19 protein-coding genes and 3 pseudogenes are annotated in these 26,421 nt (G+C 67.5%); 12 read left to right on the top strand and 10 right to left on the bottom strand.

From position 1 onward, the window contains the following. Window positions 1-138: 138 nt before the first annotated feature. From glpD to IAI58_RS17455, 7 genes are all read right to left on the bottom strand, one after another. The gene (gene glpD / locus IAI58_RS17485; protein ID WP_207451199.1) at window positions 139-1,644 is read right to left on the bottom strand and encodes a glycerol-3-phosphate dehydrogenase; all 1,506 of its coding nucleotides are present in this window, start codon (window positions 1,642-1,644) and stop codon (window positions 139-141) included. Beyond that, window positions 1,644-2,480 carry a phosphonate ABC transporter, permease protein PhnE gene (phnE, locus tag IAI58_RS17480; RefSeq protein ID WP_207451197.1) on the bottom strand — a complete coding sequence of 279 codons (837 nt, stop codon included), beginning with the start codon at window positions 2,478-2,480 and terminating at the stop codon, window positions 1,644-1,646. Before phnE (IAI58_RS17480) ends, glpD begins: the two co-directional genes overlap by 1 nt. Beyond that, window positions 2,477-3,262, bottom strand: a complete 786-nt coding sequence (gene phnE / locus IAI58_RS17475; protein WP_336512383.1) for a phosphonate ABC transporter, permease protein PhnE — start codon at window positions 3,260-3,262, stop codon at window positions 2,477-2,479. The genes phnE (IAI58_RS17480) and phnE (IAI58_RS17475) overlap by 4 nt, the downstream gene beginning before the upstream one ends. Next, window positions 3,259-4,038, bottom strand: coding sequence for a phosphonate ABC transporter ATP-binding protein (gene phnC / locus IAI58_RS17470; RefSeq protein ID WP_207451195.1), 780 nt, complete (start codon window positions 4,036-4,038; stop codon window positions 3,259-3,261). The genes phnE (IAI58_RS17475) and phnC overlap by 4 nt, the downstream gene beginning before the upstream one ends. A gap of 15 nt (window positions 4,039-4,053) precedes the next feature. Next, entirely contained in the window at window positions 4,054-5,139 is a 1,086-nt protein-coding gene (phnD, locus tag IAI58_RS17465; protein ID WP_207451193.1) for a phosphate/phosphite/phosphonate ABC transporter substrate-binding protein, read from the bottom strand. Beyond that, window positions 5,136-5,957, bottom strand: coding sequence for an HAD-IIB family hydrolase (locus IAI58_RS17460; RefSeq protein WP_208776117.1), 822 nt, complete (start codon window positions 5,955-5,957; stop codon window positions 5,136-5,138). The genes phnD and IAI58_RS17460 overlap by 4 nt, the downstream gene beginning before the upstream one ends. 86 nt (window positions 5,958-6,043) lie before the next feature. Next, entirely contained in the window at window positions 6,044-6,829 is a 786-nt protein-coding gene (locus tag IAI58_RS17455; protein ID WP_207451189.1) for a DeoR/GlpR family DNA-binding transcription regulator, read from the bottom strand. A gap of 176 nt (window positions 6,830-7,005) precedes the next feature. Between IAI58_RS17455 and IAI58_RS23110 the strand changes: the two genes are divergently transcribed. The 4 genes and pseudogenes from IAI58_RS23110 to IAI58_RS17435 all read left to right on the top strand — a co-directional run bounded on the left by IAI58_RS23110 (window position 7,006) and on the right by IAI58_RS17435 (window position 10,081). Further along, window positions 7,006-7,260, top strand: coding sequence for a transposase (locus IAI58_RS23110; protein ID WP_408906221.1), 255 nt, complete (start codon window positions 7,006-7,008; stop codon window positions 7,258-7,260). 26 nt (window positions 7,261-7,286) lie between these two features. Next, window positions 7,287-8,343 (top strand): annotated as a pseudogene (locus tag IAI58_RS17445) (IS5 family transposase). Window positions 8,344-8,486: 143 nt separating this feature from the next. Next, entirely contained in the window at window positions 8,487-8,750 is a 264-nt protein-coding gene (locus IAI58_RS23530) for a transposase (RefSeq protein ID WP_207451208.1), read from the top strand. Continuing rightward, complete coding sequence (locus IAI58_RS17435; RefSeq protein ID WP_208776159.1) at window positions 8,750-10,081, top strand: IS701 family transposase; 1,332 nt, start codon at window positions 8,750-8,752, stop codon at window positions 10,079-10,081. Before IAI58_RS23530 ends, IAI58_RS17435 begins: the two co-directional genes overlap by 1 nt. A 25-nt stretch (window positions 10,082-10,106) precedes the next feature. Here IAI58_RS17435 and IAI58_RS17430 read toward each other — a convergent pair whose 3' ends face one another. After that, on the bottom strand, window positions 10,107-10,913 hold the full coding sequence (locus IAI58_RS17430) for an IS5 family transposase (RefSeq protein WP_208775912.1): 807 nt from the start codon (window positions 10,911-10,913) through the stop codon (window positions 10,107-10,109). Between the two features lie 64 nt (window positions 10,914-10,977). Continuing rightward, a pseudogene (locus tag IAI58_RS17425) lies at window positions 10,978-12,308 on the bottom strand (IS701 family transposase). Between the two features lie 78 nt (window positions 12,309-12,386). Here IAI58_RS17425 and IAI58_RS17420 point away from each other — a divergent pair. Next, a pseudogene (locus IAI58_RS17420) lies at window positions 12,387-12,590 on the top strand (IS5/IS1182 family transposase); the annotation flags it as partial. On the opposite strand, the gene IAI58_RS17415 reads toward IAI58_RS17420, so the two are convergent. Next, window positions 12,585-13,463 (bottom strand): alpha/beta fold hydrolase, encoded by an 879-nt coding sequence (locus tag IAI58_RS17415; RefSeq protein ID WP_207450403.1) that lies wholly within the window; start codon window positions 13,461-13,463, stop codon window positions 12,585-12,587. The pseudogene IAI58_RS17420 and the gene IAI58_RS17415 sit on opposite strands and share 6 nt — an antisense overlap. A gap of 442 nt (window positions 13,464-13,905) precedes the next feature. Here IAI58_RS17415 and IAI58_RS17410 point away from each other — a divergent pair, with 442 nt between their 5' ends. The 7 genes from IAI58_RS17410 (at window position 13,906) to IAI58_RS17380 (ending at window position 26,418) form a co-directional block, all read left to right on the top strand. Beyond that, window positions 13,906-15,876: a DUF4214 domain-containing protein gene (locus IAI58_RS17410; protein WP_207450402.1), complete on the top strand. Its 1,971-nt coding sequence runs from the start codon at window positions 13,906-13,908 to the stop codon at window positions 15,874-15,876. A 279-nt stretch (window positions 15,877-16,155) separates the two neighbouring features. Beyond that, window positions 16,156-16,467, top strand: a complete 312-nt coding sequence (locus tag IAI58_RS17405; RefSeq protein WP_207450400.1) for a helix-turn-helix domain-containing protein — start codon at window positions 16,156-16,158, stop codon at window positions 16,465-16,467. A 5-nt stretch (window positions 16,468-16,472) separates the two neighbouring features. After that, a complete protein-coding gene (locus IAI58_RS17400) occupies window positions 16,473-18,335 on the top strand; it encodes a hypothetical protein (RefSeq protein ID WP_207450398.1) in 1,863 nt (620 codons plus the stop codon). A 48-nt stretch (window positions 18,336-18,383) separates the two neighbouring features. Further along, window positions 18,384-20,123 (top strand): type I secretion system permease/ATPase, encoded by a 1,740-nt coding sequence (locus IAI58_RS17395; RefSeq protein WP_207450405.1) that lies wholly within the window; start codon window positions 18,384-18,386, stop codon window positions 20,121-20,123. A gap of 2 nt (window positions 20,124-20,125) precedes the next feature. Continuing rightward, entirely contained in the window at window positions 20,126-21,463 is a 1,338-nt protein-coding gene (locus IAI58_RS17390; RefSeq protein WP_207450396.1) for an HlyD family type I secretion periplasmic adaptor subunit, read from the top strand. A gap of 119 nt (window positions 21,464-21,582) precedes the next feature. Beyond that, window positions 21,583-24,939, top strand: coding sequence for a glycosyltransferase family 4 protein (locus IAI58_RS17385; RefSeq protein WP_208776115.1), 3,357 nt, complete (start codon window positions 21,583-21,585; stop codon window positions 24,937-24,939). A gap of 264 nt (window positions 24,940-25,203) precedes the next feature. Beyond that, window positions 25,204-26,418: a methyltransferase domain-containing protein gene (locus tag IAI58_RS17380; RefSeq protein ID WP_207450392.1), complete on the top strand. Its 1,215-nt coding sequence runs from the start codon at window positions 25,204-25,206 to the stop codon at window positions 26,416-26,418. The last annotated feature ends 3 nt before the right edge of the window (window positions 26,419-26,421 follow it).

Below are 26,421 nucleotides of genomic sequence, written 5' to 3'. Positions count from 1 at the left end.
CCGCATCCAGTGACAGGTGGGCGGCCCTCCCGCACGGCGGCTGGAGGGCAGGAATCGAGAAGGCCTGATGTTACCCTGGCCGCGACGCCAGAAGCGGTGCGGCCAGCCAGAGGGCCGGCGGCGGCTCAGGCCGGCATCTCAGCCCATGGCGGTCGCGCTGTTCTGGGCGAAGAAGCCGGCGAAGCTGTCACGCTGCTGCTGCGTCATGTGCAGCCCGCGCTTGGTGCGGCGCCACAGCGCGTCCTCGGGGTCTCTCACCCATTCCTCGGCCCGCATCCATTCCAGCTCGCGCTCGGTGATGCCGCCCCCTAGATGCTGGCCCAGCTCTGCGGCTGAGCACGCGTGGCCCAGCACGCGATCCAGCTCCGAGCCGTAGCAGCGGAACAGGCGCCGCAGCAGTGCGGCGTCCAGGAAGGGATATCGGCGCGCTGCTTCCTCGATGAAGCCTTCGGCGCTGAGGCCGCCGAGATCGCCCCCGGGCAGGGCGGCGCCCGCCGTCCAGGGATTGCCGCCCTTGCCGAGCGCGCCCGCCAACTGCGTCACCACATCCTCGGCGAGGCGCCGGTAGGTGGTGATCTTGCCGCCGAAGACCGAAAGCATGGGCGGGCCGTTGCGGTCCAGCTTCAGCACGTAGTCTCGCGTCACAGCGGAAGGGTCGCTGGCGCCGTCATCGTGCAAGGGGCGAACGCCGGAATAGCTCCACACCACCTCATCGGGCGCGATCGGGCGGCGGAAGGCGCGGGAGACGGCGCGGCAGAGATAGGCCGCTTCCTCGGGGGTGCAGCGTGGCGGCCCGTCGGCCGGGTCATGCGGCACGTCGGTGGTGCCGACCAGCGTGAAGCGGCCTTCATAGGGGATGACGAAGACCACGCGCCGGTCGTCGTTCTGCAGGATATAGGCCTGTTCGCCCTCATAGAGGGCGGGAAGCACGATATGGCTGCCCCGCACCAGCCGCACCTTGTCTGGCGCGGCGACGCCTGTCGCATCCAGCGCCTGCATGACCCATGGGCCCGCCGCGTTGGCGATGGCGCGTGCCCGCATCTCGCGGATGGCGCCGGTGCCGGTGTCACGCAGCGCGCAGGTCCAGTAATCCACACCGCGCCGCGCCGAGACGAACTCGGTTCGCACGCAGATCTCGGCGCCGCGCGCGGCGGCATCGCGGGCGTTCAGCACGACGAGCCGCGCATCCTCCACCCAGGCATCTGAATAGGCGAAGCCATGGGCCAGCCCCTTGCGCAGCGGCGCGCCCCAGGGGTGGCGCCGCAGATCCAGCGACTGGCTGGCCGGCAGCGTCACGCGCCTGGCGAGGTTATCGTAGAGGAAAAGCCCTGCCCGCAGCATCCAACGAGGCCGCATCTGCGGCTCGTGCGGCAGCACGAAGCGCATGGGCCAGATGATGTGGGGCGCCGCGCGCAGCAGCACCTCACGCTCGGCCAGGGCCTCGCGCACCAGGCGGAACTCGCGGTGCTCCAGGTAGCGCAGCCCGCCATGGATCAGCTTGGAGGAGGCGGAGGAGGTGGCCCCGGCAAGGTCGCCGCGTTCGGCCAGCAGCACCGAGAGGCCCCGCCCAGCCGCATCCCGCGCGATGCCGGCGCCATTGGCGCCACCACCGATGACCAGGAGGTCCAGGACATCAGCGGCCATCACAGCAGCCTTGTGCGCAGCCGGGTCACCACCACTTCCGCGATCAGGACCACCGCCAGGATGGACAGCAGGATGATCGCCACGCGGTCCCAGTGGAAGAAGTTGATGGCGTCATCCAGCACCAGGCCGATGCCGCCGGCGCCGACGAGGCCTAGCACGGCGCTTTCCCGCACATTGATGTCCCAGCGGAACAGGGCGATGCCCCAGAAGGCCGGCTGCACCTGCGGCCAGACGCCCTTCAGCACCTCCGTCCCCCAGGGCGCGCCCGTGGCGCGCAGCGCCTCGCGCGGGCCATGGGCGGTTTCCTCCAGCGCCTCGCTGAGCAGCTTGCCCACGAAGCCCACGGAGCGGAAGGCGATGGCGAAGACGCCCGCCGCCGGGCCCGGTCCGAAGATCGCCACGAAGAGCAGCGCCCAGACCAGCGAATTGACCGAGCGGGAGGCCACCAGCCCGAGCTGGGCCAGCACGTTGAGGGGCCGGATAGGGCAGATGTTGCGCGCCGCCAGCAGGGCCAGCGGCACGGCCAGCACGAAGCACAGCAGCGTGCCGAGGGTCGCGATGTGCAACGTCTCGACCAGCGCGTGGTGCACCTCGGGCCAGTAGTGGGAGAAGGCCGGAGGCCACATCCGCAGCAGCAGGTCCGCCATCTGCTCCGGCGCGTCCACGAGGAACTCCGGGATGATGTCGATGCTGCGGACCGCCCAGACCACGGCGGCGACGCAGACCAGCCAGACCGCCCAGCGGCCGATGCGCTGCGCCGGGGTGTGGCGGGTCCATTCGCGGCGCAGCGGCGCCATCGGGTCCCGCACGTCGGAGGGAGGGGAGACGATGTTCATTGCAGCGCGGCCCGCACGCGGCCGGAGATCAGCTCGGCCAGGAAGATCAGGGCGATGATCGACAGCAGGATGGCGCAGACGAAATCATAGTCGAAGCGCTTGAAGGCGGCGAAGAGCGTGCCGCCGATGCCGCCGGCGCCGACAATGCCCACGAGCGTCGAGTTCCGCAGGTTGCTGTCGAGCTGGTAGAGGCAGAAGCCGACGAAGCGCGAGGCCACCTGCGGCATCACCGCGTAGCTCATCACCTTCATCGGCCCGGCCCCGGTGGCCCGGATGGCCTCGACCTGCTTCATGGAGATTTCCTCCACGGCCTCGGCGAAGAGCTTCGCAATGAAGCCGATCGAGGCCACCACCAGCGCCGCCACGCCGGCCAGGGCGCCGAAGCCGATGGCCTTCACGAACAGGATGGCGACAATGACGTAGTGCAGCGAGCGGCATACCGCGATCACCGCGCGCACCGGCCCGGAAATCCACCAGGGCGAGAGGTTGCGCGCCGCGAGGATGCCGAGCGGCAGGGAGATGGCGATGCCGATGGCGGAGGCCAGCACCGCGATCTGCAGGCTTTCCAGCAGCCCTTCCAGCAGCAGGCCCCAGCGTTCGAAATTGGGCGGCACCATGCGGCCGAGGAGCCGCGCGCCCTCGCCCATGCCGAGGCCGACTCGCTCCCAGGTCAGGCCCAGCGTCGTGCTGGCCCAGATGGCATAGGCGGCCAGCGCCAGCAACGCGAGGCGCATCGGCCAGTTCGGCGCGAAGGCGCGCCGCGCGGTGAGGGTGGCGCTCACAGCCAGTCCTCCCCGCCATAGATGGCGCGCAGATGGTCCGTGCGGAGATCCTCCGGCGGGCCGTCGAAGATCACGCTGCCATCGGACATGCCGACGATGCGGCGGGCATAGCGCTTGGCCAGCTCGACATTGTGGATGTTGATGATGACGGGGACGTTCTCCGCTGCCGTCAGCTTCGTCAGCAGTTCCAGCACCTCGATGGCGGTGCGCGGGTCGAGGCTGCTGGTCGGTTCGTCCGCCAGCAGGATCTCGGGGCGCTGCATCAGGGCGCGGGCGATGCCGACGCGCTGGCGCTGACCACCCGAGAGCGCATCCGCGCGCCGGGTGGCGTGCTCCGGCAGGCCGACGGCATCGAGCAGGGCGAAGGCGCGCTCGATATCCGCCTGCGGGTAGCGGCGCAGCCAGGCGCGCCAGAAGGAGACGTAGCCGAGGCGCCCGCTGAGGACGTTCTCCATCACCGTCAGGCGCTCGACCAGGTTGTACTCCTGGAAGACCATGCCAATGCGCCGCCGCGCCAGCCGCAGGCTGCTGCCCCGCAACCCCGTCAGCTCCGTGCCGTGCAGCGTGACGCTGCCGCGGGTCGGCTCGACCAGCCGGTTGATGCAGCGGATCAGGGTCGACTTGCCGGTGCCGGAAGGGCCGATGATGGCGGTAATCCCCTCCGCTCCGATCGCAAGGTCGATCCCCTTCAGCACCGGCTTGCCTGGAGCGTATTCCTTGACCAGCCCCCTGATCTGGAGGGCCGGGCCAGGGGATGCGGCGAGAGTGGCGGACATGGTCTTCGCGGCCTTTTACTTTGTCGGCGCGACGTGGGTGGGGGCAGCGGGCTGCTGCTGGGCGCGCTTGCGGGCCTCGGCCTCCAGCTCCTTGCGGCTTTCCGCGTCGAAGGCGGCGCGGTTGTAGGGCGCGTTCACCGCATCGGCCACGGCGCGCACGGGCGCCCATTGCTCGGCATAGGTGGCCGGCCAGAAGCGGTCATTGCCGCCGAGATCCTTCGCCATCTGCTCCGGGAAGCGGTAGGAGAGGAAGCACTCGCGGATCTTGGTGGACAGTTCGGGCTTCAGGTCGTGCGCGACGGCGAAGCCGCTGGTCGGGAAGGGCTCGCTCTCCCAGATGACGCGGAAGGCGTCGCGCTTCACCTGGCCGCGTTGCACCATGCGGTTCCAGACATCGGAGGCGACCGGCGCGGCATCGTAGTCGCCGGCATTCACGCCCATCACGCTGCGGTCATGGCCGCCGGAATAGACCACCTGATAGTCCTTGTCCGGCGTCAGCCCCAGGCCAGGAAAGAAGGCGCGCGGGGCGAGGTTGCCGGAATTGGAGGTGGCCGAGGTATGGGCCACGCGCTTGCCCTTCAGGTCGGCGAGCGTCTTGTAGGGGCTGTCCGCCTTGACCAGCATGGCCACACGGTAGCTCTCGAAGCCATCGGCATCGCCCTTCACGGCGAAGGGCACGGCGCCCGCGAGGTTGACGGCGAAGGCCGTGGGGCCGGTGGAGAAGCCCGCCACATGGAGGCGCCCGGAGCGCATCGCCTCGACCTGCGCGGCGTTCGAGGTCACCTGGAAATAGACCGCGCGCTTGCCGGTGCACTGCGTCAGGTGATCGAGGAAGGGCTTGAACTGGCTGGCATAGAGCGCCGGGTCCTCGACCGGGGTATAGGTGAAGACGATGGTCGAGGGATCGCGCAGCTTCGAGGCGTCGGTCGGCGCATCGGCCACCATGTCCCGGTTGGCGTCGCAATAGCCTTCATCGAGCGCGCCACGGAAGGCGCAGGATTCCTGAGCCGCGGCGGGCGCCGGCAGGGCGGAGAGCGCCAGCAGGGCCAGGGCGGGAAGGGTCAGGGCCGGGATGGCGCTGAGGGGCGAAAGGGTCTTCATGCGGCGTTCTCCTCCAGAGTAAAGCCGCGCGCCTTGAGCAGCGCGTCAGCGAATTCCGCGAAGCCCGCGCCGCCTTCGGCACGGGTCATAAAGGCAGGGGGCGTCTCCATGCCGGCCAGGAAGGGGGCGACATTGGCCACGCCCACGGAGCAGCCTATGGCAGCGAAGAGGGGCGCGTCATTGCCGCTGTCGCCAATGAAGGCGACCTGGTCCTCCAGCGCCTCCAATGGCGCGAAACGGGCGGCGAAGAGGGCCTCGATCCCGGCGCGCTTGTCCCAGGCGCCGATCCAGGCATTCACATGGATGGAGGAGATCTTGGCCTGCGCGCCCCCCTCAGCGAAAATGGCGGCGATGCGTTCCGCCGCCTCGAGGCCGAGCGGCCCCGCATCCTCGCAGAAGTCGATGGCGACATCGAAAAGCCGGAAGGGCTGGTCGGCGGAAAGCGCGCTGCCGGGCACGGCGCGCAGCACCTCGCCGGCGAGGGCCATCAGCCGGCCATGGCCACGGAGGCGCTCGGCCTCGGGCTGTGCCTGCCAGCGCCGCATGCGCCGGGCCCCGCGGTCCATGGCGTACCAGAGGGCGCCGTTCTCGCCCACCACGGCGGCCACGGGCCATTGCCGGGCAATGGCATCGCACCAGCCGGCGGGCCGCCCGGTGACGGGGATGACGGCGATGCCCGCCGCATCAAGCGCCTCCAGCGCCGCATAAGCTCGGGCCGGCAGGCGGCCATCGGTCGTCAGGGTGTCGTCGATATCAGTCAGCACATAGCGAATCGTGGCGAGGCGCGAAGCCTGCGCGGCGGCCAAGGGCTGCGGCATGGCGTTTCCAGAGTTTTGTCTCATTTTGCGTGCCCGACATTCCACCTTTTCATGTGGAGGGTCAAACACAAATCCGGCGGATAGCCTCAGTCTTCCCCGGCGATCCTCACCGCGACCCGCGCCTGCCCCAGCGCCGTCGCCAGGGGTCCGGCCGGGGCAGCCTCGGTGACCAGGTCGGTCAGCCCCTGCAGGGGAGAGACGCATTCGAGGAATGCGGCGCCGAATTTCCGGGAATCCACCAGCAACAGTCGGCGCCCGGCGCGTTCGAGCATGGCGCGCTTGACCCAGGCCGCGCGGCTTTCTGCCTCGCAGGGGCCTTCTTCGGTCAGCCCGGAGGCGCCGATCACCGCCATGTCCACATGGAAGCGCCGCAGAAAGGCCGCCGTCTCCGGGCCATAGACGCCCCGCTCGGCCAGGCTCAGCTCGCCCGGCGCGATGACGACGCGCAATGTCGGGCAGGCGCCGGCGGCAAGGGCCGCGTCCAGGCTGTTTGTCAGCAGCGTGGCGCGGATCTCACGGCGGGCCAGGGCACGGGCGAAATGCGTGGTCGTGCTTCCGGCGTCCAGCATCACCACGGCTTCCTCCGGCACAAGGGCGGCGGCGGCGCGGCCGATGCGCGCCCGCTCCGCCACCTGGATGCGCTCGCGCTCGCCCAGCACGGGCTGGCTCGCTGCGGTGGAGGCGCCGCCATAGGTCCGCCGCACCATGCCGCGGGCGGAAAGCTCCTCCACGTCACGGCGCACCGTCTCGGCGGAGACGTCAAAATCATCCGCCAACTGGCTGATCCGCACAGTGGGGTCGGTGGAAAGCGCCTCCAGGATCGCGGCGTGCCGGGCGGCCTTTCCTGGGGCGGTGGGCTTACGTCTGGCCATGCCGCCATGATGGCATGGAAAGAGTATATGGAAAGAGTATAATGTGGAAGTTTCCACACTATGAGGAGCAGGCACCGGCTGCCGCCCTTCTCCCGGCCTCCCCCTTTCCCCAGCCGGAGGAGGCGTCTCGGGCGAAGGCCTGACTTGCCTCAAAAGTGGACCGCCGCTGACGTGAGATGAGCGGGACGCGGAGAGGAGGCGGAGATGGCGAAGAGGCAGCACAAGCCGGAAGAGATCGTAGCCACCCACGCCAGGTTGAGGTTCTGGTGGCGCAAGGAAAGAGGGTGGCCGAGGGCGCCCTGATGATCGGGGTCACAGAGGCGACCTACTATCGCTGGCGATCGGAGTATGGCGGTCTGAAGCTGGGCAAGGTGAGTCGGCTCAAGCAGTTGGACGCCTCTAGAAGCCTCGCGGTTGAGGCGCTGAGCTGATTCACTGGCCGCGGTTGGCAGAGGCAATGGCGGGGCAGCCTGGCTTCTTTGATGTTGATGAGCGGTATGCGGCACGTTCCGCCGCGGGCGATCCGTTGGAGCGCCTTGCGGCCGTGGTCGATTTCGAGGTCTTCCGTCCGGTGCTGGATGCGGCGCTGGCGCGGTCGGACCGCAGCCGCGGCGGGTGTCCGCCCTATGATGCGGTGCTGATGTTCCGCATCCTGGCGCTGCAGGCTCTCTACAGCCTCTCCGGGGAGCAGGCCGAATTCCAGCTGCAGGATCGTCTGTCCTTCATGCGCTTTGCCGGCCTCGGGCTGCACCAGGCGGTGTCGGACGCCAAGACGATCTGGCTCTATCGCGAGCAGCTCAAGCAGGCCGGTGCCATGGACGGGCTGTTCCGCCGCTTCGATGAGGTGCTCGCCAGCAAGGACTATCTGGGCACGGGCGGGCAGATCATCGCCGCCCAAAAAGCTCCCCCTGGAGGAGAAGACCGCCATCCGGGAAGGCAGCATCCCAGCGGGCTGGTCTCGCGCCAAGCGGGCGCAGAAGGATTGCGATGCACGCTGGACACTCAAGCGCGGCAGGGCCAAGCCCAAATCAGAAGGCGCGCCGCGCCAGGCCATCCCGATCGCGGTGCCGATCTTCGGCTACAAGAGCCATATCGGCATCGACCGACGGCACGGGTTGATCCGCCGCTGGATGGTCACCGATGCCGCTCAGCATGACAGCCGAAGCTTTCCAACCCTTCTGGATACCAAGAACACCGCCTCCCGCGTTTGGGCCGACACGGCCTATCGCACCGGGTGCAATCCGGAGGTGCTGGAGCAGCGGGGGCTGGCCGAGCGCATTCAGTTCCGTCGAACGCCAAGGCGTGGGCTCTCCGAGCAGCAGGCGAAGGCCAATGCTTCACGTGCCCGAATTCGCTCCGGCATTGAGCATGTTTTCGCCGCGCAGAAGCATCGTATGGCATTGTTCGTGCGCACCGTCGGCCTGGCCCGGGCGCAGGTGAAGATCGGCATGGCCAACCCGGCCTACAACTTCACCCGCCTCGCCTGGCTCAGCACCCGAACTGCGCCCGCATAACCCGACGGCGCCCACGAAAGTGGCACCCGTCGTCCAAAGCCGGTGACCCAGCCGGGGTCAGCAGGGGGCACGTCACAGCCTGAGACGACGATCCTGTTCGCGAAAGCTGCGCAGGGACGGGTAATTCGAGGTCTCCGCTTGGTATCAGCCGCGGCGGCCGCACCACCAAGATCCACGCCCTGAGTGATGAGCTGGGCCGTCCGCTCGCCTTCGTGCTGACGCCAGGACAAGCTGCCGATTGTCGCGCTGCCGAGGTTCTGGTGCGGAGCCTGCCAACCAGCAGCCTGGTCATGGCCGATCGTGCCTCTGACACCAATGCTGTCCGTCAGCAGATCTATCACTACCTGGGCATTTTGTTTGCGTATGATCTGATGGTGTGCGACGCCTCCTGCTGGAGGCGACGATGATGACGAGCATCCTTGGTGGTGGAGCAGATCTGGATCGCTGGCTAGCGCCGTTCCTGGAGGTTCTGGGGCGCAAGACCCGCCGCACCTGGGCACCGCTCTACCTGCGGGGTCTGCTCGGACCCGGCGAGCGCAAGAGCCTGCAGCCGATGGCCGCCCGGCTTGGCTTGGGCGGCCACGACCAGCTGCAGCACTTCATCGCCAGCCCCGCCTGGGATGATGCGCCGCTGTGGTCGGTGCTGGCGCAGCAGGCCGACAAGCTGGTCGGCGGTCCGCAGGCTTGGCTGGTGATCGATGACACGGCGCTGCCTAAGAAAGGCACGATGTCAGTCGGCGTGCTGCCGCAGTACTGCGGCCAACTCGGCAAGAAGGCCAATTGCCAATCGCTGGTGTCGCTCACCCTGGCACAGGGCGAGGTGCCTGTTCCGGTCGGTCTACGGCTGTTCCTGCCGGAGAAGTGGACCGATGACCCTGCACGCTGTGCCCAGGCAGGCGTGCCGGAGGCGGCGATGGCGCCGCGAACCAAGGCCGAAATCGCACTGGACGAACTCGACCGGCTGAGGGCGGCGGGCGTGCGGTTCGGCACTGTGCTGGCCGATGCGGGCTATGGCGCAAGTGCGGCGTTCCGGCAGGGCCTGGATGCTCGGGATCTGCGCTGGGCGGTGGGCATCCCGCGCAACCAGAAGGTCTACAGCGCCGCCGTGCAGCTGGTGCCGCCGCAGGGACGGGCTCGTAAGCCAGTGCCGAACGAAGAGCCAGCAGAGGCGGAGAGGGTGTTGGCCTCGCAAACCTGGCGCCGCATCGCCTGGCGGCAGGGTACCAAGGGCGCATTGGCGGCCCGGTTCGCCGCGGCGCGCATCCGGGTGGGCGACGGCGCGGTTTGGGGCAACAACCGGCATCTGCCGGGTGATGAAGCCTGGCTGGTCGGCGAATGGCGCTCTAGCGGCGAGCGGAAGTACTATCTGAGCAACCTGTCCGCCGACACACCGCTGCGGGCGCTGGCGGCCACCATCAAAGGACGCTGGATCTGCGAACAGGCGCACCAGCAGCTGAAGCAGGAACTCGGGCTCGGCCACTTCGAGGGACGGTCCTGGACAGGCCTGCACCGACACGCGTTGATGAGCTGCATCGCCTGTGCCTACCTGCAGCACCTCCGCCTCGCCGCGCACCGCCGGACGAGGCGGGGGGAAAATGCGGCCCCCAATGCCGGGCCCGCCACCCTCACCAAGCCTGCCCGCCGTGCGACGCGCCATTCTCGACCGCCTGTTCAGCCATCTCGTCACGCCGATCCGATGTCCGCACTGCCGACGCAGGTTCCTGTCACCTCATCATAAAATGCCCAGGTAGTGATAGAGGTTGTTATGGACCTGCGGCCAGTTGAGCAGCCTGCTTGAGCATGATGCACGTGAAGGCGACGAGGTGCAGGTCGGCAAGGGTGCTGGCATAGCGCTCATAGTCCTTCACCAAACGGCGGAAGCGAGTAGCCCAAGCAAAGGAGCGTTCCACCACCCAGCGTCGCGGCAGCAGCACAAAGCCGCGCTTGGCCTCCGGCAGCTTGATCACCTCCAACTCGATGCCATGCGCCTTGGCAGCGTCGGCCGCCTTCTGGCCGGTATAGCCCTGGTCGACATAGGCCAGATCGACGCTCTGGCCCGTCGAGGCCTGCACGGCTTGGGCAAGCCGCCCAACCTCAGCGCGGTCGTCGGCACTGGCAGGCGTAACGTGCAGCGCCAGCAGATGCCCCAGCGTGTCCACCGCCAGGTGCAGCTTGGAACCCTTCTTGCGCTTGGCGCCATCGTAGCCCGCCCGCTCGCCGCTCTCTGGCGTGGAGCGCAAGGTCCGGCTGTCCAGGATGGCAGCGGTGGGCTGCGCCTTCCGTCCGGCAGCTAGCCGCAGCACGGTGCGGAGGTCCTCGGCCAGTGCCTCGAAGCAGCCTGCCGTCAGCCAGCGCTGCGTCTGCTGGTACACCGCCGCCCAGGGTGGCAGGTCATTCGGCATCCAGCGCCAGGGCGCGCCGGTCTTCACCACGTAGCGCAAGCCGTTGAACACTTCGCGCAGGGGATGCTCCCGCTGCCCAGCCTGCTCCGGCAAGAGCGTCAGATAGGGCGCGACCAGCGCCCATTCTTCATCAGATACATCGGATGGATACGGCTTGCGGGAACTCATGCCCCGCAACCTGGTCGTTACCAGCCCAGAGGTCCATAACAACCTCTATCACTACCTGGGCATTTTATGATGAGGTGACAGGAACCTGCGTCGGCAGTGCGGACATCGGATCGGCGTGACGAGATGGCTGAACAGGCGGTCGAGAATGGCGCGTCGCACGGCGGGCAGGCTTGGTGAGGGTGGCGGGCCCGGCATTGGGGGCCGCATTTTCCCCCCGCCTCGTCCGGCGGTGCGCGGCGAGGCGGAGGTGCTGCAGGTAGGCACAGGCGATGCAGCTCATCAACGCGTGTCGGTGCAGGCCTGTCCAGGACCGTCCCTCGAAGTGGCCGAGCCCGAGTTCCTGCTTCAGCTGCTGGTGCGCCTGTTCGCAGATCCAGCGTCCTTTGATGGTGGCCGCCAGCGCCCGCAGCGGTGTGTCGGCGGACAGGTTGCTCAGATAGTACTTCCGCTCGCCGCTAGAGCGCCATTCGCCGACCAGCCAGGCTTCATCACCCGGCAGATGCCGGTTGTTGCCCCAAACCGCGCCGTCGCCCACCCGGATGCGCGCCGCGGCGAACCGGGCCGCCAATGCGCCCTTGGTACCCTGCCGCCAGGCGATGCGGCGCCAGGTTTGCGAGGCCAACACCCTCTCCGCCTCTGCTGGCTCTTCGTTCGGCACTGGCTTACGAGCCCGTCCCTGCGGCGGCACCAGCTGCACGGCGGCGCTGTAGACCTTCTGGTTGCGCGGGATGCCCACCGCCCAGCGCAGATCCCGAGCATCCAGGCCCTGCCGGAACGCCGCACTTGCGCCATAGCCCGCATCGGCCAGCACAGTGCCGAACGCACGCCCGCCGCCCTCAGCCGGTCGAGTTCGTCCAGTGCGATTTCGGCCTTGGTTCGCGGCGCCATCGCCGCCTCCGGCACGCCTGCCTGGGCACAGCGTGCAGGGTCATCGGTCCACTTCTCCGGCAGGAACAGCCGTAGACCGACCGGAACAGGCACCTCGCCCTGTGCCAGGGTGAGCGACACCAGCGATTGGCAATTGGCCTTCTTGCCGAGTTGGCCGCAGTACTGCGGCAGCACGCCGACTGACATCGTGCCTTTCTTAGGCAGCGCCGTGTCATCGATCACCAGCCAAGCCTGCGGACCGCCGACCAGCTTGTCGGCCTGCTGCGCCAGCACCGACCACAGCGGCGCATCATCCCAGGCGGGGCTGGCGATGAAGTGCTGCAGCTGGTCGTGGCCGCCCAAGCCAAGCCGGGCGGCCATCGGCTGCAGGCTCTTGCGCTCGCCGGGTCCGAGCAGACCCCGCAGGTAGAGCGGTGCCCAGGTGCGGCGGGTCTTGCGCCCCAGAACCTCCAGGAACGGCGCTAGCCAGCGATCCAGATCTGCTCCACCACCAAGGATGCTCGTCATCATCGTCGCCTCCAGCAGGAGGCGTCGCACACCATCAGATCATACGCAAACAAAATGCCCAGGTAGTGATAGAGCCAGGGCGCGGTGCCCAACATTCCGTCGAAGCGGAACCAGCTCTGGAAGTGCTGCTTCAGCCCCTTCCTCTATCACGGGCGCAATGCCATTGAGCGCATGTTCTGCCGCCTCAAGGACTTCCGCCGCGTCGCCACCCGATACGACAAGCTGGCCACCAACTTCCTGGCCGCCGTCCAACTCGCCGCCATCGTCAGCTACTGGTTATGAGTCCCGATCATAGGAGAGACTGGCCAGGAACGCCGCGAGCTGGGTGTTGAAGGTTGCCGGGCGTTCGAAATAAGGCGAATGGCCAGCCTTCTCGACGCTGATATGCCGCGCATGGGGCATCGCCGCCGCCATATAGGGCGCGACGGGCGACGGGAAGACCACATCCTCGGCGCCCGTGATCCAGAGCGTCGGAATGGTGATGCCGGAAAGATCGCTGGCAGGACGGGTGCGGCCCGCGATCAGGCGGCGGCGCAATGTTTCCTTGTCGAGTTCGGCGCTCAGTTCGTCGATGGCGCGGTAGAGGAAATGCAGCGCCGGCTGCTCCTCGGCGGCGCGCAGGCCGATGGCGGGATGGATACCGCGCATGGCCCCCTCCCGCAGGGCCTCCGCCGCATGTTCCGACCAGGCCGCGAAGGCGGCCGCGCCGGCGGCCCCTGTCTGCCGCGGATCGATCGGGCCGGAGGTGGCCGAGAGCACCAACGCCTTCAGAAGGCCGGGCCGTGAGAGCGCCAGGTCGATGCCTGTCCATCCTCCCATGGACTGGCCGATCACAACCGGGTCCTTGAGCTCCAGATGCGCGATCAGGGCCTCGAGGTCCCCGGCATAGGCGGCCGGTTCCGGCCCGCCCGGCGGGGTGTCGGAGGGCGCGAAGCCACGGTGGCTGAAGGTGACGCAGCAATGCGTCGCGGCGAAATGCGCTACCTGCTGCCACCAGGACATGTGGTTTCCACCCAGGCCATGGGCAAAGACCAGTGCCGGCCCGCTGCCGGTCGCCTCGTAATACACGCGGCAATCCGGGCGCCGCAGATAGCCGCGCCGGCGCGGGGCACTGCCGCCGGGCAGGGCAAAAGCTTGTGTCGGCAGGGTGGTCATGGCGCCTCTCGGAATCCGCGGCAGCAGCTTGCCGGCAACCCCCGGACCTGTCGAGCCGGTCGGGGCATCCCTATTTCCTGAAGTAACCCCATGTCGTTTCTTATCAGCACCTTACTCCGCGAGGAGATGGGTCCCCCATACCGTTGCCCCGCAGTACTAAGTTCCATCTTTTCGCACCCGCACAAAACTTCACTCATCGTTAATTCGTTAGACTCAATTTTTGCGCCGTTAGACTCAATTTAATCTCTCCTTACGATAAAACTCTCTTGCGGCAACGAAATGGCGAGGGGTATGTAGGTCACTGCACGGCAGCGTGATCGTGGCAATTGGACCATCCCCCTTGAGCGGATATGGGCCTGCTTCAGGCTGCGTATGCTTGTGCTTTATTGTTAACCGAAGTTCTGGGTGACCAAGTCTTCTCAGGCTTCAGAAGGGGAACACCATGTCAGTCGCGACGATTACCCAGCTTTATATCGGATACTTTGGCCGCGCTGCTGATCCGGCGGGCCTGAACTACTGGGTGGGCCAGGAAAACGCTGGCATGCAGCTGGCTGACATCGCCCGCTCCTTCGCGGTGCAGACGGAAGCCACCACGAACTATCCGTATCTGGCGCTGCCGAATATCGCTTCGTCCGCCGGCTTCATCACCCAGGTCTACCAGAACCTGTTCAACCGCGCGCCCGATGCCGAGGGCATGACCTACTGGCAGGGCCAGCTCGCCTCTGGCCGCTCGGTCGGCCAGGTGATCCTGGACATCATCAACGGCGCCCAGGGCGACGATGCGACGATCGTCGCCAACAAGGTCGAGGCCGCCGCCTTCTACACCGACCAGGTCGTGACCCAGCAGGCCCCCTGGACGCTGGAAGGCGACCGTGACGACGCCACGGCCGTGCTGAGCGGCGTGACCGCCGATCCCACCACGGTGGACACCTCCAAGGCCCTGGCCGCCGAACTGGTCGCCGCCGCGAAGGCCGGCACCGGCACCCCGGGTGCCATCCTCACCCTGACCTCGGGCAATGACTACCTGTCCCCGGCGGGCGATACCGCGAGCACCAGGACGACCGCGGGCGACGACACCATCCGCGCCATGTCCGGCGGCCATCTGGGCGACGGCGACGTGATCGATGGCGGCGCTGGCCGTGACACCCTGAACGCCGTCGTGGGCGGCGCCTTCCTGGTTCCCAGCACGGTGGCCCCCATGCTGCGGAACGTTGAGGTGGTGAACATCACCTCGGGGGCAAGCAGGGGCACGGTGACCTTCGACGCCAGCAACAGCACCGGCATCGAACAGATCGTCAACCGCACGACCTCCTCGCGCGACGTGGAGGTGGTGGGCATCGACACCAGCGTGATCGTTGGCATGAGCTCCAGCGGGGGCAGCAGCCTGACCGTGAATTTCACAGGCGTGTCTGGCAAGAATGACGCCGCGACCCTGCTGCTGGACAGCAACGACGGCGGCATTTTCACCGCCGAGGGTATCGAGAGGCTGAACATCAAGACCAGCGGCACGACCAGCTGGGTGGACGTTGCCGAGGGCGACTACACGGCGCTGAACATCTCCGGCTCCGCGGCACTGAATCTGTACAATAGTGACGACGGTGTCACCGTAATCGACGCTTCCACGCTGACCGGCGCGCTGACGCTGGAGGGCGCCACCCTGACCAAGGCCGCAACCGTCACAGGCGGTTCGGGCGCTGACGACATCACGCTGTACTCCGATAAGGCCGTCACGCTCGACGGCGGCGCTGGCGACGACGAGCTGTCGGTCTATGCCGATGCCAACAACACGGTGAATGGCGGTGACGGCGCTGACGACATCACAGTCATGGGCGACGGCAACCAGACGGTCGATGGCGGTGACGGCGCTGATGACATCACAGTCATGGGCGAAGGCAACCACACGGTCGGTGGCGGTAACGGCAACGATACCCTGAATGTCTATGGCAACGGCAATCATACCGTGTCCGGTGGAGCCGGCAACGACGTGATCACGGTGATGGGCGATGGCGTGCACAGCATCAGCGGCGGCGCTGGCGCGGACAAGTTCATGATCGCCGGGATGCAGCTGGGGGATGTGGACCTGGAGGACGCCGCCGCGTTGGTGGAAGCTGCCACGAAGGTTACCGATCTCGCCGCTGGCGAAACCGTGGCTTTCCTCGGCGCGACCTTCGCGGAGCTGACCGGCACGCAGCAGGCCCGGGCCGCCGCAGCGGAAGACCTGGTGGCTGCCTTGGACTACCTTCTGGACCTCGACAACGTCGACGGCAAGTCGGTTGCCTTTGCCTTCGGCGATAGCACCTATGTGCTGGTGAACGACAATGAGTTCAGCAACGGCCTCGATGATCTCGACGGGCTGGTCCAGCTGGTCGGCGTGACCACCTTCAGCCTCACCGGCGACGTCCTGACCGCTTGATCCGGGCGCGGCAGGATCGTCCTGCCGCGGCCAACTGAAAGGCCTGCCATGGCTCCGGCCGTGGCGGGTTCTTTCGCGACGAAAAACTGCGGTCGTCTCGCCCATCGGCCCGGACGGAAAACCGTGGACAGGCGGGCATTCAGGGCATCCGCCAAAGCCCATAAAACCAAAAACCTGTTCTGCTGTCGCAAGACTTTCCTTGTGCGACAAGCACCAGGGCGGGCATTATACCTGCGGTTGTTTATCTGACGCGGCGCATCAGGCAGTACGGAGAAACCGATGTATACCCATCCACAACAGGGCGGCGATGCCGACGTTCGACGCCTTCGTCGTGAGGCGGGTGAATGGCTGCGTGAGCAGCGGGAACGCGCGGGTCTCTCGCAGCGCCAGTTGGCCCAGATGATCGGCGTCGACTACTACACCTTCATCTCGCAGGTGGAATCCGGCCGTGGCCGCATTCCACCGGACCGCTACATCGCCTGGGCCGGCGCCATCGGCGCCGAGCCGAAGGTTTTCGTGCGGGAACTGATGCGCTTCTACGACCCCGTGACCTACCAGATCCTTTTTGAAGACAACGCCCCTCAGGCGTAACCATTATGTCAGCGCATATCCTTCCTTTCAGGGCACGCCAGCTGCCGCCGCAGCCGGAACCCAGACTGCGCCACTGGGCACAAAGCGACCTCGCGGAATGCTACCGGGTCATCGGCCTGCTGGCCCAGTCCGGCCTCTCGACCTCCCTGGAGACGGGGCATAGCGACGAGGGCGACCCCTGGATGGCGGTCCTCCGCAACGACACGCAGGATGTGCTTGTGCATATCGCGCTGGAACAGGGTGTCTATGTCGTTGCCAGCGAGCCTTATAACCTGGTGATGCGCGGCGCGACGCTGCGCCATGTCGTCGATGCGGTCCTGAAGGTGCGGCCGATGATGCTGCCGGGCCGCCGGATGGGCCCGCATGTGCTGCTGCATCCCCTGGCGGCGCTGGCTGCGCTGATCGCCACAGCCTATGCGCTGGATATGGCAGGCTCCGCCCCGGCCCATGCCGCGGAGCTGGGCCAGGACAGTCATCCCTATGTCACGGACCTGGCCGCCGGGCCGCACCAGGCCCATGTGGCGCCGGTGGTGCCAGAGGGGGGGGCGTCCCATCTGGCGATGGATCTGGAGCGCCCGTCAGCGCGGGCACCGCGTTCCGTGCAATCGGTGCAGGATGTCGCGCCAGTGCTGCAGAATGTCGCCACCATGCTGGCCGCGGCCTCGGTGGCCGGCGGCAGCGCCATGGTCTGGTTCCTGTCCGACCAGGATTTCATCTGGCATGAGGGCCATGTGGCGGACGCACTGTCCGGCCAGGTGCCCTCCGCATGGCCCGCGGGGTTGAACCCGCCGCTGGTGGCGGAGGCGCAGGCGGTGATCCTGCCGCCCCCGGCCGCCCCGGCAGAGCATGCCGTCACGTCGTCGGCCGCGGGAGCAGGTATGGCACCAGCCCCGGCACCGCCGCCGCTGAACATGTCCTTCCGGGTGCCAGTGGCCTCGGGGTCGGCCGTGGCGGAGGCGCAGGCCCATCAGCCTCAGGCGCCGGCCTTGCCGGAAGCCCTGCCCGTCGTGGCTCTTCTGGACGACAGGCCGCAAGTGAACACGACGACCGAAACAGCCCTTCCGCCACAGGACGAGGTCCATTCCGCCTCCCCTCCGGCTGTTGTCCCGCATGACGTTCTGAAGGGCAGTGGCGCACCGTTCGCCGCCGCGTCCGTCAGTGGCTTCGTGGCGACGCACGCCATGGAACCGCGCGACGTCCCGGCGCTGGGTCCAGCAGTCAGCGCGCCGGCCTCCGGCATCTCCCAGCCCGCGGCCGCCAGCGCGCTCACGGTATTCGACGCCCTGGCGAGCTTCGATGCATCCATGGCGAACCCCGCTTATCAGCACTGGGGGGCAGCGAAGGAAAAGGTGGCAAGCACCCTCGGCGTCATCACGAATGATCACGCCAGGATTCTCGACCCGGAAGCCGTGGCTGAAGACATCGCCAGGGCGGCAGCGGGGACTGGCGGAACCGCCCCTCCGGAGCTTCCCGAATCATCCCCTGGAAGCACGTTCCCGGCGGCACCGACAGGGTCGCTCATTCGGAGCGCGGATGACGAGGCGTCTGTTCTGTTCGGCCGCCTGGAAGCCTACTTGCGCGCCGAAGATACCCGGGTGCATTTCAGCACGGCCGACTTCGCGATGATGCGCGATGCCTTCCAGAGCAATCCCTTTCTCAAGGACGTGCAGCGCGTCCTCTTCTTCGATGCACCCCAGGCGAAGGCCTCCGTCTTTCTGATCGGCCCTGGCGTCGCCATGGTGGAGGACAGCTCCCTGAGCGCGTCCATGTTTTCCTCGGTCATGGCGAGCGGGACAGACGTGACATTGAATGTCTCGGACAATTACGACGTGACGCTACTGGGCGTTCTGGAACTGAATCATGTTTGATGTCATCGGCCCTCGTGCCCTGGCCGGCGATGGAGATCTTGGGTGACGATGCAATCTACCGGCTCCACTTCTTCCACGCCGTCAGGTCCCTCTCTTCTGCAACTTGCCTTGCGCCGGTGCCGGAAAGCCTTGATCGCGGCGGCGTTCTTCAGCCTCGTGATCAACCTCCTTCTGCTGGCATCACCGCTCTACATGATGCAGGTCTATGACCGGGTCCTGGCGAGCCGCAGCGAAACCACCTTGTTGATGCTCAGCGTGGTCATGCTGGGTGCCTTCCTGGTAATGTGCCTGCTCGAAGCCGTGCGGTCGCGGATCCTGGTGCGGATCAGCGCACGCATCGACGGCATCCTGTCCGAGACCGTCTTCGACAAGCTGTTCACGCAATATCTGCAGGGCGGACAGGGCCAGCGGGCCCGCCCGCTGGCCGACCTCGCCACGCTGCGGAACTTCGTGGCGGGACAGGGCCTCTTCGCATTCTTCGACGCACCCTGGTCGCCGATCTTCCTGATCTTCCTGTTCCTCGTTCACCCCTTGCTGGGTTTCCTGACCGTCGGCGGCGGGGTTATTCTCGTGGGCCTGACGCTGTTGAGCGAAAGGGTTTCGCGGCGGCGGCTGGAAGCGGCGTCGGCCGAGAACGCGGCGGCGATGGGCTTCACCGAGGCCAGCCTGCGTAACACCGAATCCCTCGCCGCGATGGGCATGCTGCCGGCCGTGAGAGGGCGCTGGCTGCTCCGTCACCGGCAGTATCTCGCCCTGCAAAGCACGGCCAGCGATTGGGCCGGCAGCCTGAGTTCCGTCAGCAAGACGGTCCGCATCGTGCTGCAGTCGGCCATGCTCGGCACCGGCGCCATGCTGGCGATCGAGGGCCGCATCTCTCCGGGCATGATGTTCGCCGCCTCCATCATCGGCGCCAAGGCTCTGGCGCCGATCGAGATGCTGATCGGCCAATGGGCTAATCTGGTGAATTTCCGGCTTGCCTGGCAGCGCCTGGAGACCCTGTTGCAGGTGCAGGGGGAGACGGCCGAGAGCATGCGCCTGCCTGCCCCGTCCGGTCATCTGTCGCTGCGGAGCGTCACCGCCAAGCCGCCGGGCGGCAAGGTGCCGACACTGAAGGGGATCAGCTTCGATCTGCCGGCCGGCAGCACCCTGGCAGTCCTGGGTGCCAGCGGCGCTGGCAAGTCGACCCTGGCGCGCGTCATGCTCGGCGTCTGGCCGCTGGAAAGCGGGGAGGTGCGCCTGGACGGCGCCGACCTGCGGAACTGGAAGCCGGCCGATCTCGGCCCGCATATCGGCTACCTGCCGCAGAGCGTCGAACTGTTCGAAGGGACCGTGGCGGAGAATATCGCGCGGCTCTCCGAGATCGAGAGCGAGAAGGTGATCGCGGCCGCCAGGGCCGCGGGGGCGCATGAGATGATTCTCGCCCTGCCGGATGGCTATGACACGCAGGTCGGCGAGAATGGGGGCCGGCTTTCGGGTGGGCAGAGGCAGAGGGTCGGCCTGGCCCGCGCGCTCTACGGCAGCCCCGCCCTGTGCGTGCTGGATGAACCCAACGCCAATCTCGACGAGCAGGGCGATGCGGCCCTGGTCGCCGCCATGCAGCAGCTGCGCGCGGCCGGCAAGACGGTGGTCGCCATCACCCATCGTTCCAACCTGATCCTGCATGTTGATTACGTGCTGATCCTCCAGGCGGGCTCCGTGGCCTTCTATGGCACCCAGGCGGAGGCAACCGCCAGGTTCTCTCGCGCCAGCCGCGCAGCCCCGTACCACGCCGTTGCAGGAGCGGCATGAACATGTCAGTCGCAGCTTCCCTTCCCGGCTCCATGCCGCCACTGCCCGCGGCGCCCATTTCCGTGCGTGGCCCGGCGCTCATCGGCTTCACCGTCATCGCCCTGGCCTTCGGAGGCTTCGGTGGCTGGGCAGCGATGGCGCCGCTCAACAGTGCCGTCGTCGCGTCCGGCGCCGTGGTGGTGGAGACGAACCGGCACGACCTGCAGCATCTCGACGGCGGCATCATCCACGAGATCCTGGTGCGGGATGGCAGCAGGGTGGCGGCCGGAGACGTGCTGATGCGGCTTGATCCGACCCGGGCGACATCGGCGCTTGCTGTCCTGAAGAACCAAATCGATGCCATGTCGGTTCTGGTCTCCCGCCTGCGTGCAGAGCAGATCGGCCGGCCGGTCATCGAGCTGGACCCCGGGATCACGCAGCGTGCTGTCACCGATGCCGGGCTGCGTGACATCATCGATGGGCAGAAGTCGCTCTTCGATACCCGCCGCGCCTCGCTCGCCGGGCAGGTCAATATCCTGCGCCAGCGGATCGCGCAGCTTGATCAGCAGATTACCGGCCTGATGGCGCAGGAGAAGGCGCGCACGCGGCAGATCGCCCTGATCAGCGACGAGTTGCGTGGTGTGGAGGAGCTTCTGCGCGGTGGCTTTGCACCGCGTACCAGGGCGCTGGCACTGCAGCGTGAGCTCGCGCGCCTGGAAGGCGAACGCGGCGAGCATCTGGCCACGGTCGCCCGCACCCGGCAGGCGATCGGCGAGGCCGAGTTGCAGATCGTGCAGCAGGTCCGGACCTTCCAGGAGGATGTGGCGCGCCAGATGCAGGAGGCGCAGACCAGGCTGGCCGAGTTGCAGGAACGCAGCGTCGGTGCCCAGGACGTGGTCAACCGGCTGGAGCTGCGTGCGCCAACCGATGGCGTTGTCGTCGGGATGACCGCCAATACGGTCGGTGGGGTCGTGGCGCCGGGGCGCACCCTGTTGCAGATCGTGCCGGAGAATGACGCCCTCACGGTCGATGTCTCCGTGCAGGTCCAGGATATCGAGAGCGTTCAGCTGGACCAGATCGCCACGCTTCGCTTCTCGGCCCTGCCGCAGCGCGACCTGCCGACGCTGACCGGCACCGTTCGGCAGATCTCGGCGGACCGCCTGCTGGACGAGCGGACGGGCGCGCCGTATTATAAAGTGCGCGTCATGCTTGATGAGGATAGTGCCGGGGCGCTGCACGCATATCGTCTGCTCCCAGGGATGCCCGCGGAGGCCATCATCCAGACCCGGGCACGTACCGCCCTCCGCTACTTCATGGACCCCGTGCTTCACGCTGTCGGGCGCTCCATGCGGGAACGCTAACTCAAGGGCGCCAAGCGCTCTTCTCACCGACGGATTCGTGCCCAAAGATGGCTTCAGGCTTGCGTGCGGTCCATCAGTTCCACTCCGGGTCCAGTGTGGCGGATGGCATTACCAACGGGATGCTGCTGACCCGGCAGTTGCTGCGCGACCTCGGGTTTGAGTCCGAGATCTTTGTCGAGCATCCGGATGCCGCGCTGGCGGGCGAGCTGCATCCCTATCTGCGTCACCCTGGTGCCCTGGCCGGCCCGGACGAACTGCTGCTGGTGCATCATTCCATCGGAATAAGCCCGGCAGTGCTGGCCTGGCTTGGGGCGGTCACATGTCCTCGGGTGCTGGTCTATCATAATATCACGCCGAGCCGCTTCTTCGCCAGCAGCCCAGAGCTGGCGCGGGTGCTGGACCTCGGAAGGCAGCAGCTGAGTCATTGGGCTGTGCAGGAGGGCATGTTCTCCGGCTGCTTCGCGAATTCGACCTTCAGTCTGGACGAGTTGCGGGAGGCCGGTTTCGGCTTCGGGCGGCAGCCGATGGCGGTGCTGCCCATTTTGGCGGATCTGGACATGCTGCGGCAGCGTGCCCGAAGCCTGGCGTGCCCCTATCCCGCACGCGGGCTCAAGCAGGAGCCTCTGCCGCAACGCCTGCTCTTCGTCGGGCGGCTGTCTCCGCACAAATGCCAGCATGACCTGATCGAGGCCCTGACACGGCTCACCGCTTACCGCGCGGCGCCGCTCCACCTCGACCTCGTTGGAGGAGGAGATGCGGACTACCGCGCCCTGCTGGAACGGGCCGCGCGGCAGGCGGGCGTCGCCGATCACGTGCATCTTCATGGCAAGATCAGCGACGAGGCGTTGGCCGGTATCTATGCGCGGGCAGATGCCTTCGTCTGCCTGAGCGAGCATGAAGGCTTCTGCATCCCGCTCCTGGAAGCCAGCCTGCATCGCATTCCCGTATTGGCCTATGATGCGGGCGCTGTGCGGGAGACATTGGGTCAGGGCGGCCTGATACTGCAGAGCAAGGATCCCGATACCGTTTCCGCGGCGATTTCGGCCGTGCTGGACGAACCCCTGCTGCGCCGCCGCATTGTGGAAGCGCAATGGCGCAACCTGGCGCGCTTCGAGCGGCCGCAGCTGCTGCGGGGACTGGCGGATTTCCTGGGCCAGCTGGGCCATGGCATCGCGCTGCCGGAACCGGAACCCGTACCGGTGCCGCGGCCCGGCTACCGCATCGAAGGGCCCATCACCTCCTCCTACAGCCTGGCCATCGTCAACCGGGAACTCGGCCTGGCGCTCACGCGGGCAGGCGAGCCAGTGGCCTTCCGCTCCACCGAGGGCGGCAGCGGCGATTTCCCGCCGGCTCCCGAGGAACTCGTGGCGCTTCCGGATGTCGCCGCGCGCATGGTGGAGGCGTCTGACATCGCCGGAGACGATACCTCCGTCGTGTTGCGGAACCTTTACCCCCCCTATGTGGAAGGCATCAGGCCGGCCGGTCTGCGCGGCCTCGCCTGCTACGCCTGGGAAGAGAGCGGCTTCCCCCGCTTCCACGCGGAAGCCTTCAACCGCAATCTGGACCTGATCACCGTCACCTCCGCGCATGTGGCGAAGGTGCTGCGAGATGCCGGCGTGCATCTGCCGGTGCGCGTTGTCGGCAATGGCACCGATCATCTGCAGCGGGGTGCGGCACCGGACCTCGCCGCGGCGGAGGCGCTGCTGGCCGGGCGGGCGCCCGGGTTCCGTTTCCTGCACGTCTCCTCGGCCCTGCCCCGTAAGGGCGTGGATGTGCTGTTGAAGGCATGGGCCGAGTTCTCGGCCGGGACGGGCCGCGATGCCAGCCTGGTCATCAAGACCTCGCCCGGCGTGCCGCACCAGATCCGGCAGCAGCTGGAGGAGTTGCAGGCGTGCCAGCCGGCGCTGCGCCCCGTGGTGCTGATCGAGGAAGACCTGCCCACCGCCACGCTGCGCGGCCTTTTCGCCATCTGCGACGCCTTCGTCGCGCCGGCCAGGGCAGAGGGCTTCGGCCTGCCGCTGGCGGAGGCGATGCTGGCCCGACGACCGGTGATCACCACGGGATGGGGCGGGCAGCTTTCCTTCTGCACACCAGCCACGGCCTGGCTGGTAGATTATCGCCTGGTCGCGGCCAGAAGCCATCTTGGCGTCTTCAATTCGGCCTGGGCCGAGCCCAGCCTGCCGCATCTGGTCGCCTGCATGCGCGAAGTCGCCGGCGCAGCGCCAGAGGATCTGGCTCCGCGCCTGGGCGCGGCGGAGGCGCTGCTGAAGCGGGATTTCACCTGGGACCGGGTCGCGCAGCGCGTACGGGCGGCGGTGGAGGAGGTCGAGGCGGAGGACAGCATGTCGTTGATGCCGCCCTCCGTCGCCATGGCCACGAGCTGGAACAACCGCTGCGGCATTGCCGCTTACGCGAAATCCTTCGCCTCGGGCATTCCCGCCAGCCGGCTGACGGTGCTGGCCAATACGGATGCCACACTTCTCGGCCCCGACGAGGAGTTCGTCCAGCGGGTCTGGCGCACCGGCCGGCAGGATGACCTGCAGGCCCTGGAGGACGCCATGGCGCCTCACGACGTGGCGGTCTTCCAGTTCAATTTCGGCTTCTTCCGGCTGGATGCGCTCGGCCGCATCCTGCGCCGGCGTGCGCTGGAGAAGAAGCGCAGCTATGTCGTGCTGCACAGCACCGCCGATGTCCTTCGCCCGGACATGAGGATCTCGCTGGCCGAGATCGCGGAAGACCTGGCCTGCGCCACGCGGCTCCTGGTGCATGGGATCGAGGATCTGGAGCGGCTGCGCGGCTTCGGGCTGACGGAGAATGTGCAGCTTTTCCCGCATGGCGCGCCGGAGGCCCCGGCGGCACCGGGCACCGCCACGCCGCCGGCCTGGCCGGGGTTGGAAGGGCGAAGGGTCATCGCGACCTTCGGCTACCTGCTTCCCCACAAGGGATTGCGGGAGATGATCCAGGCGATGCCGGCATTGCTGCGGCAATGCGCCGCCGCCGGCCTGCCGGCGCCGCATCTCCTGATGGTCAATGCGCTGTATCCGGCCGAGGTCTCGGCCGCTGAGCATGAAGCCTGCAAGGCACTGATCGCCGAACTGGGCCTGTGCGACGACATCACCCTGCTCCCGGATTACCGGGAGGAGGCGGAGATACTCCGCCTGCTCGGCATGGCCGACCGCATTGTCTATGCCTACCAGTCCACCCAGGAATCCAGCAGCGCGGCCGTACGCATGGGCCTGGCCAGCGGACGCCCGGTGGCCGTGACGCCCCTGTCGATCTTCGATGACGTGATGGACGTCACCTACCGTCTGCCCGGAACCGACCCGGACAGCCTGGCGGCCGGGCTCCTCGCCTCCTGGGGCGAGCGGCGGGAGGAGATCGATGCCATCGCCGCGACACAGGCCCGCTGGATCGGCGCGCATCGGTGGCAGCAGGTCTCCCGCCACGCCTGGGACCTGATGCGCGCGCCGCGCTAGCACCGCGCGATCCTTCACAACGCGACACGGATAAGCCCCATGAACCGGCCGGTCAGCAAACATCCCGACCTCCCGAACGATGTTCTGGCCAACCGGCTGCAGGCGGAACGCGATCTCATGCGCTGCAGGCGAGCCATGCCACCCTCTTCCCCGCCGGCAGGCGGCATGGTCGCTCCGCAGCCAGCGGGCGTATGGGCAGAAGGCCCGGTGCCGCTATCCGCCAATCCCATCCCGCTTCCGCGTGCCTATGGAGAGAATGCCCCGATGAGCAGACTGCAAAGCCTGGCCCGTATTCCTCTTGTGGGGCAGGGTCTCCTCTGGGCCCGCAGCCTGCTGCAGCTGCAGGGCACGCGCGATGCCAGCACCCGTGTCATGCAGGACATCGCGGCCCTCCGGCGCCGCGTCACGGCCATGGAAGACGCGCATCGCGAACTCGCGGTTTCCCTGCGCGATGCCCATGCCGTGCTGGTGGGGCTGCGGGCGGAGATCGACCTGATCCGCTCCCAGGCCCATGACCAGAGCCAGGCGACCGACAGTGCCATGAAGGCGCTGAACGATGCCATCGAATGCCTCCGCGGGAATGCCTCGGCCCGCCTGGCCCGCATCGAGATGGCCGTGCAGGGCCGGCAGATAGAGGACCGGATCCGCGAGCTTCAGGCGGCCCTGGAGACGGAACGCGACAAGGGCCAGCAGCTCGATCGCCGCCTCGGCCGGCTTGTGAGCGAAATGGCGCTATGGCGGCAGCGGCTGGAGCGTGCCGCCGCGGTCGCCGCGCCAGCCCCTGCCGCGCCCCCTGCCCCGGCGGTCCCCATGGTTGACCTGGATGCCTTCTTCCTGGAATTCGAGGACCGCTTCCGCGGCACGCGGGAAGACATCAAGCAACGCCTCCAGGCCCACCTGGACATCGTGCGCCTGACCGATGCCGGCGCGCCGTCGCGGCCGGTGCTCGACCTGGGCTGCGGGCGCGGCGAATGGCTTGAGGTGCTGCGCGACGAGGGCCGGCAGGCACGCGGCATCGACCTCAATGCGGTGAATGTCGGGCTCTGCACGGGGCTGGGCCTGCAGGCGCAGGTGCAGGATGCGATCGCCGCGCTGCGGGCGGCGCCGGATGGCAGCCTGGGATGCGTCAGCGCCTTCCATCTCGTCGAGCACCTGCCGCTGGAAGTGATGGTGACATTGATCGACGAGGCGCTGCGGGCCCTGGCCGAGGGTGGCCTGCTGTTGCTCGAGACACCCAACCCGGAAAGCCTCATGGTGGGCGGCCGCACATTCCACTTCGACCCGACCCACATGCGGCCATTGATGCCGGAGGTGCTCTCCTTGCTGGTGCGGGAACGCGGCTTCGCGCAGACCGAGATCGTCCGCCTGCATCCTTATCCGCAGGCGATGCGCCTGCGGGCGGAGGGACCGGCCGAGAATCTGCTGAACGACCTGATCTTCGGTCCGCAGGATTATGCCATCTACGGGCGGAAGGGATGAACG

The sequence above is a fragment of the Roseomonas marmotae genome (genome assembly GCF_017654485.1).
Lineage (GTDB): Bacteria > Pseudomonadota > Alphaproteobacteria > Acetobacterales > Acetobacteraceae > Pseudoroseomonas > Pseudoroseomonas marmotae.
The sequence above is the reverse complement of the archived record's forward strand: the minus strand, read 5'-3'. Positions and strand labels throughout refer to the sequence as shown.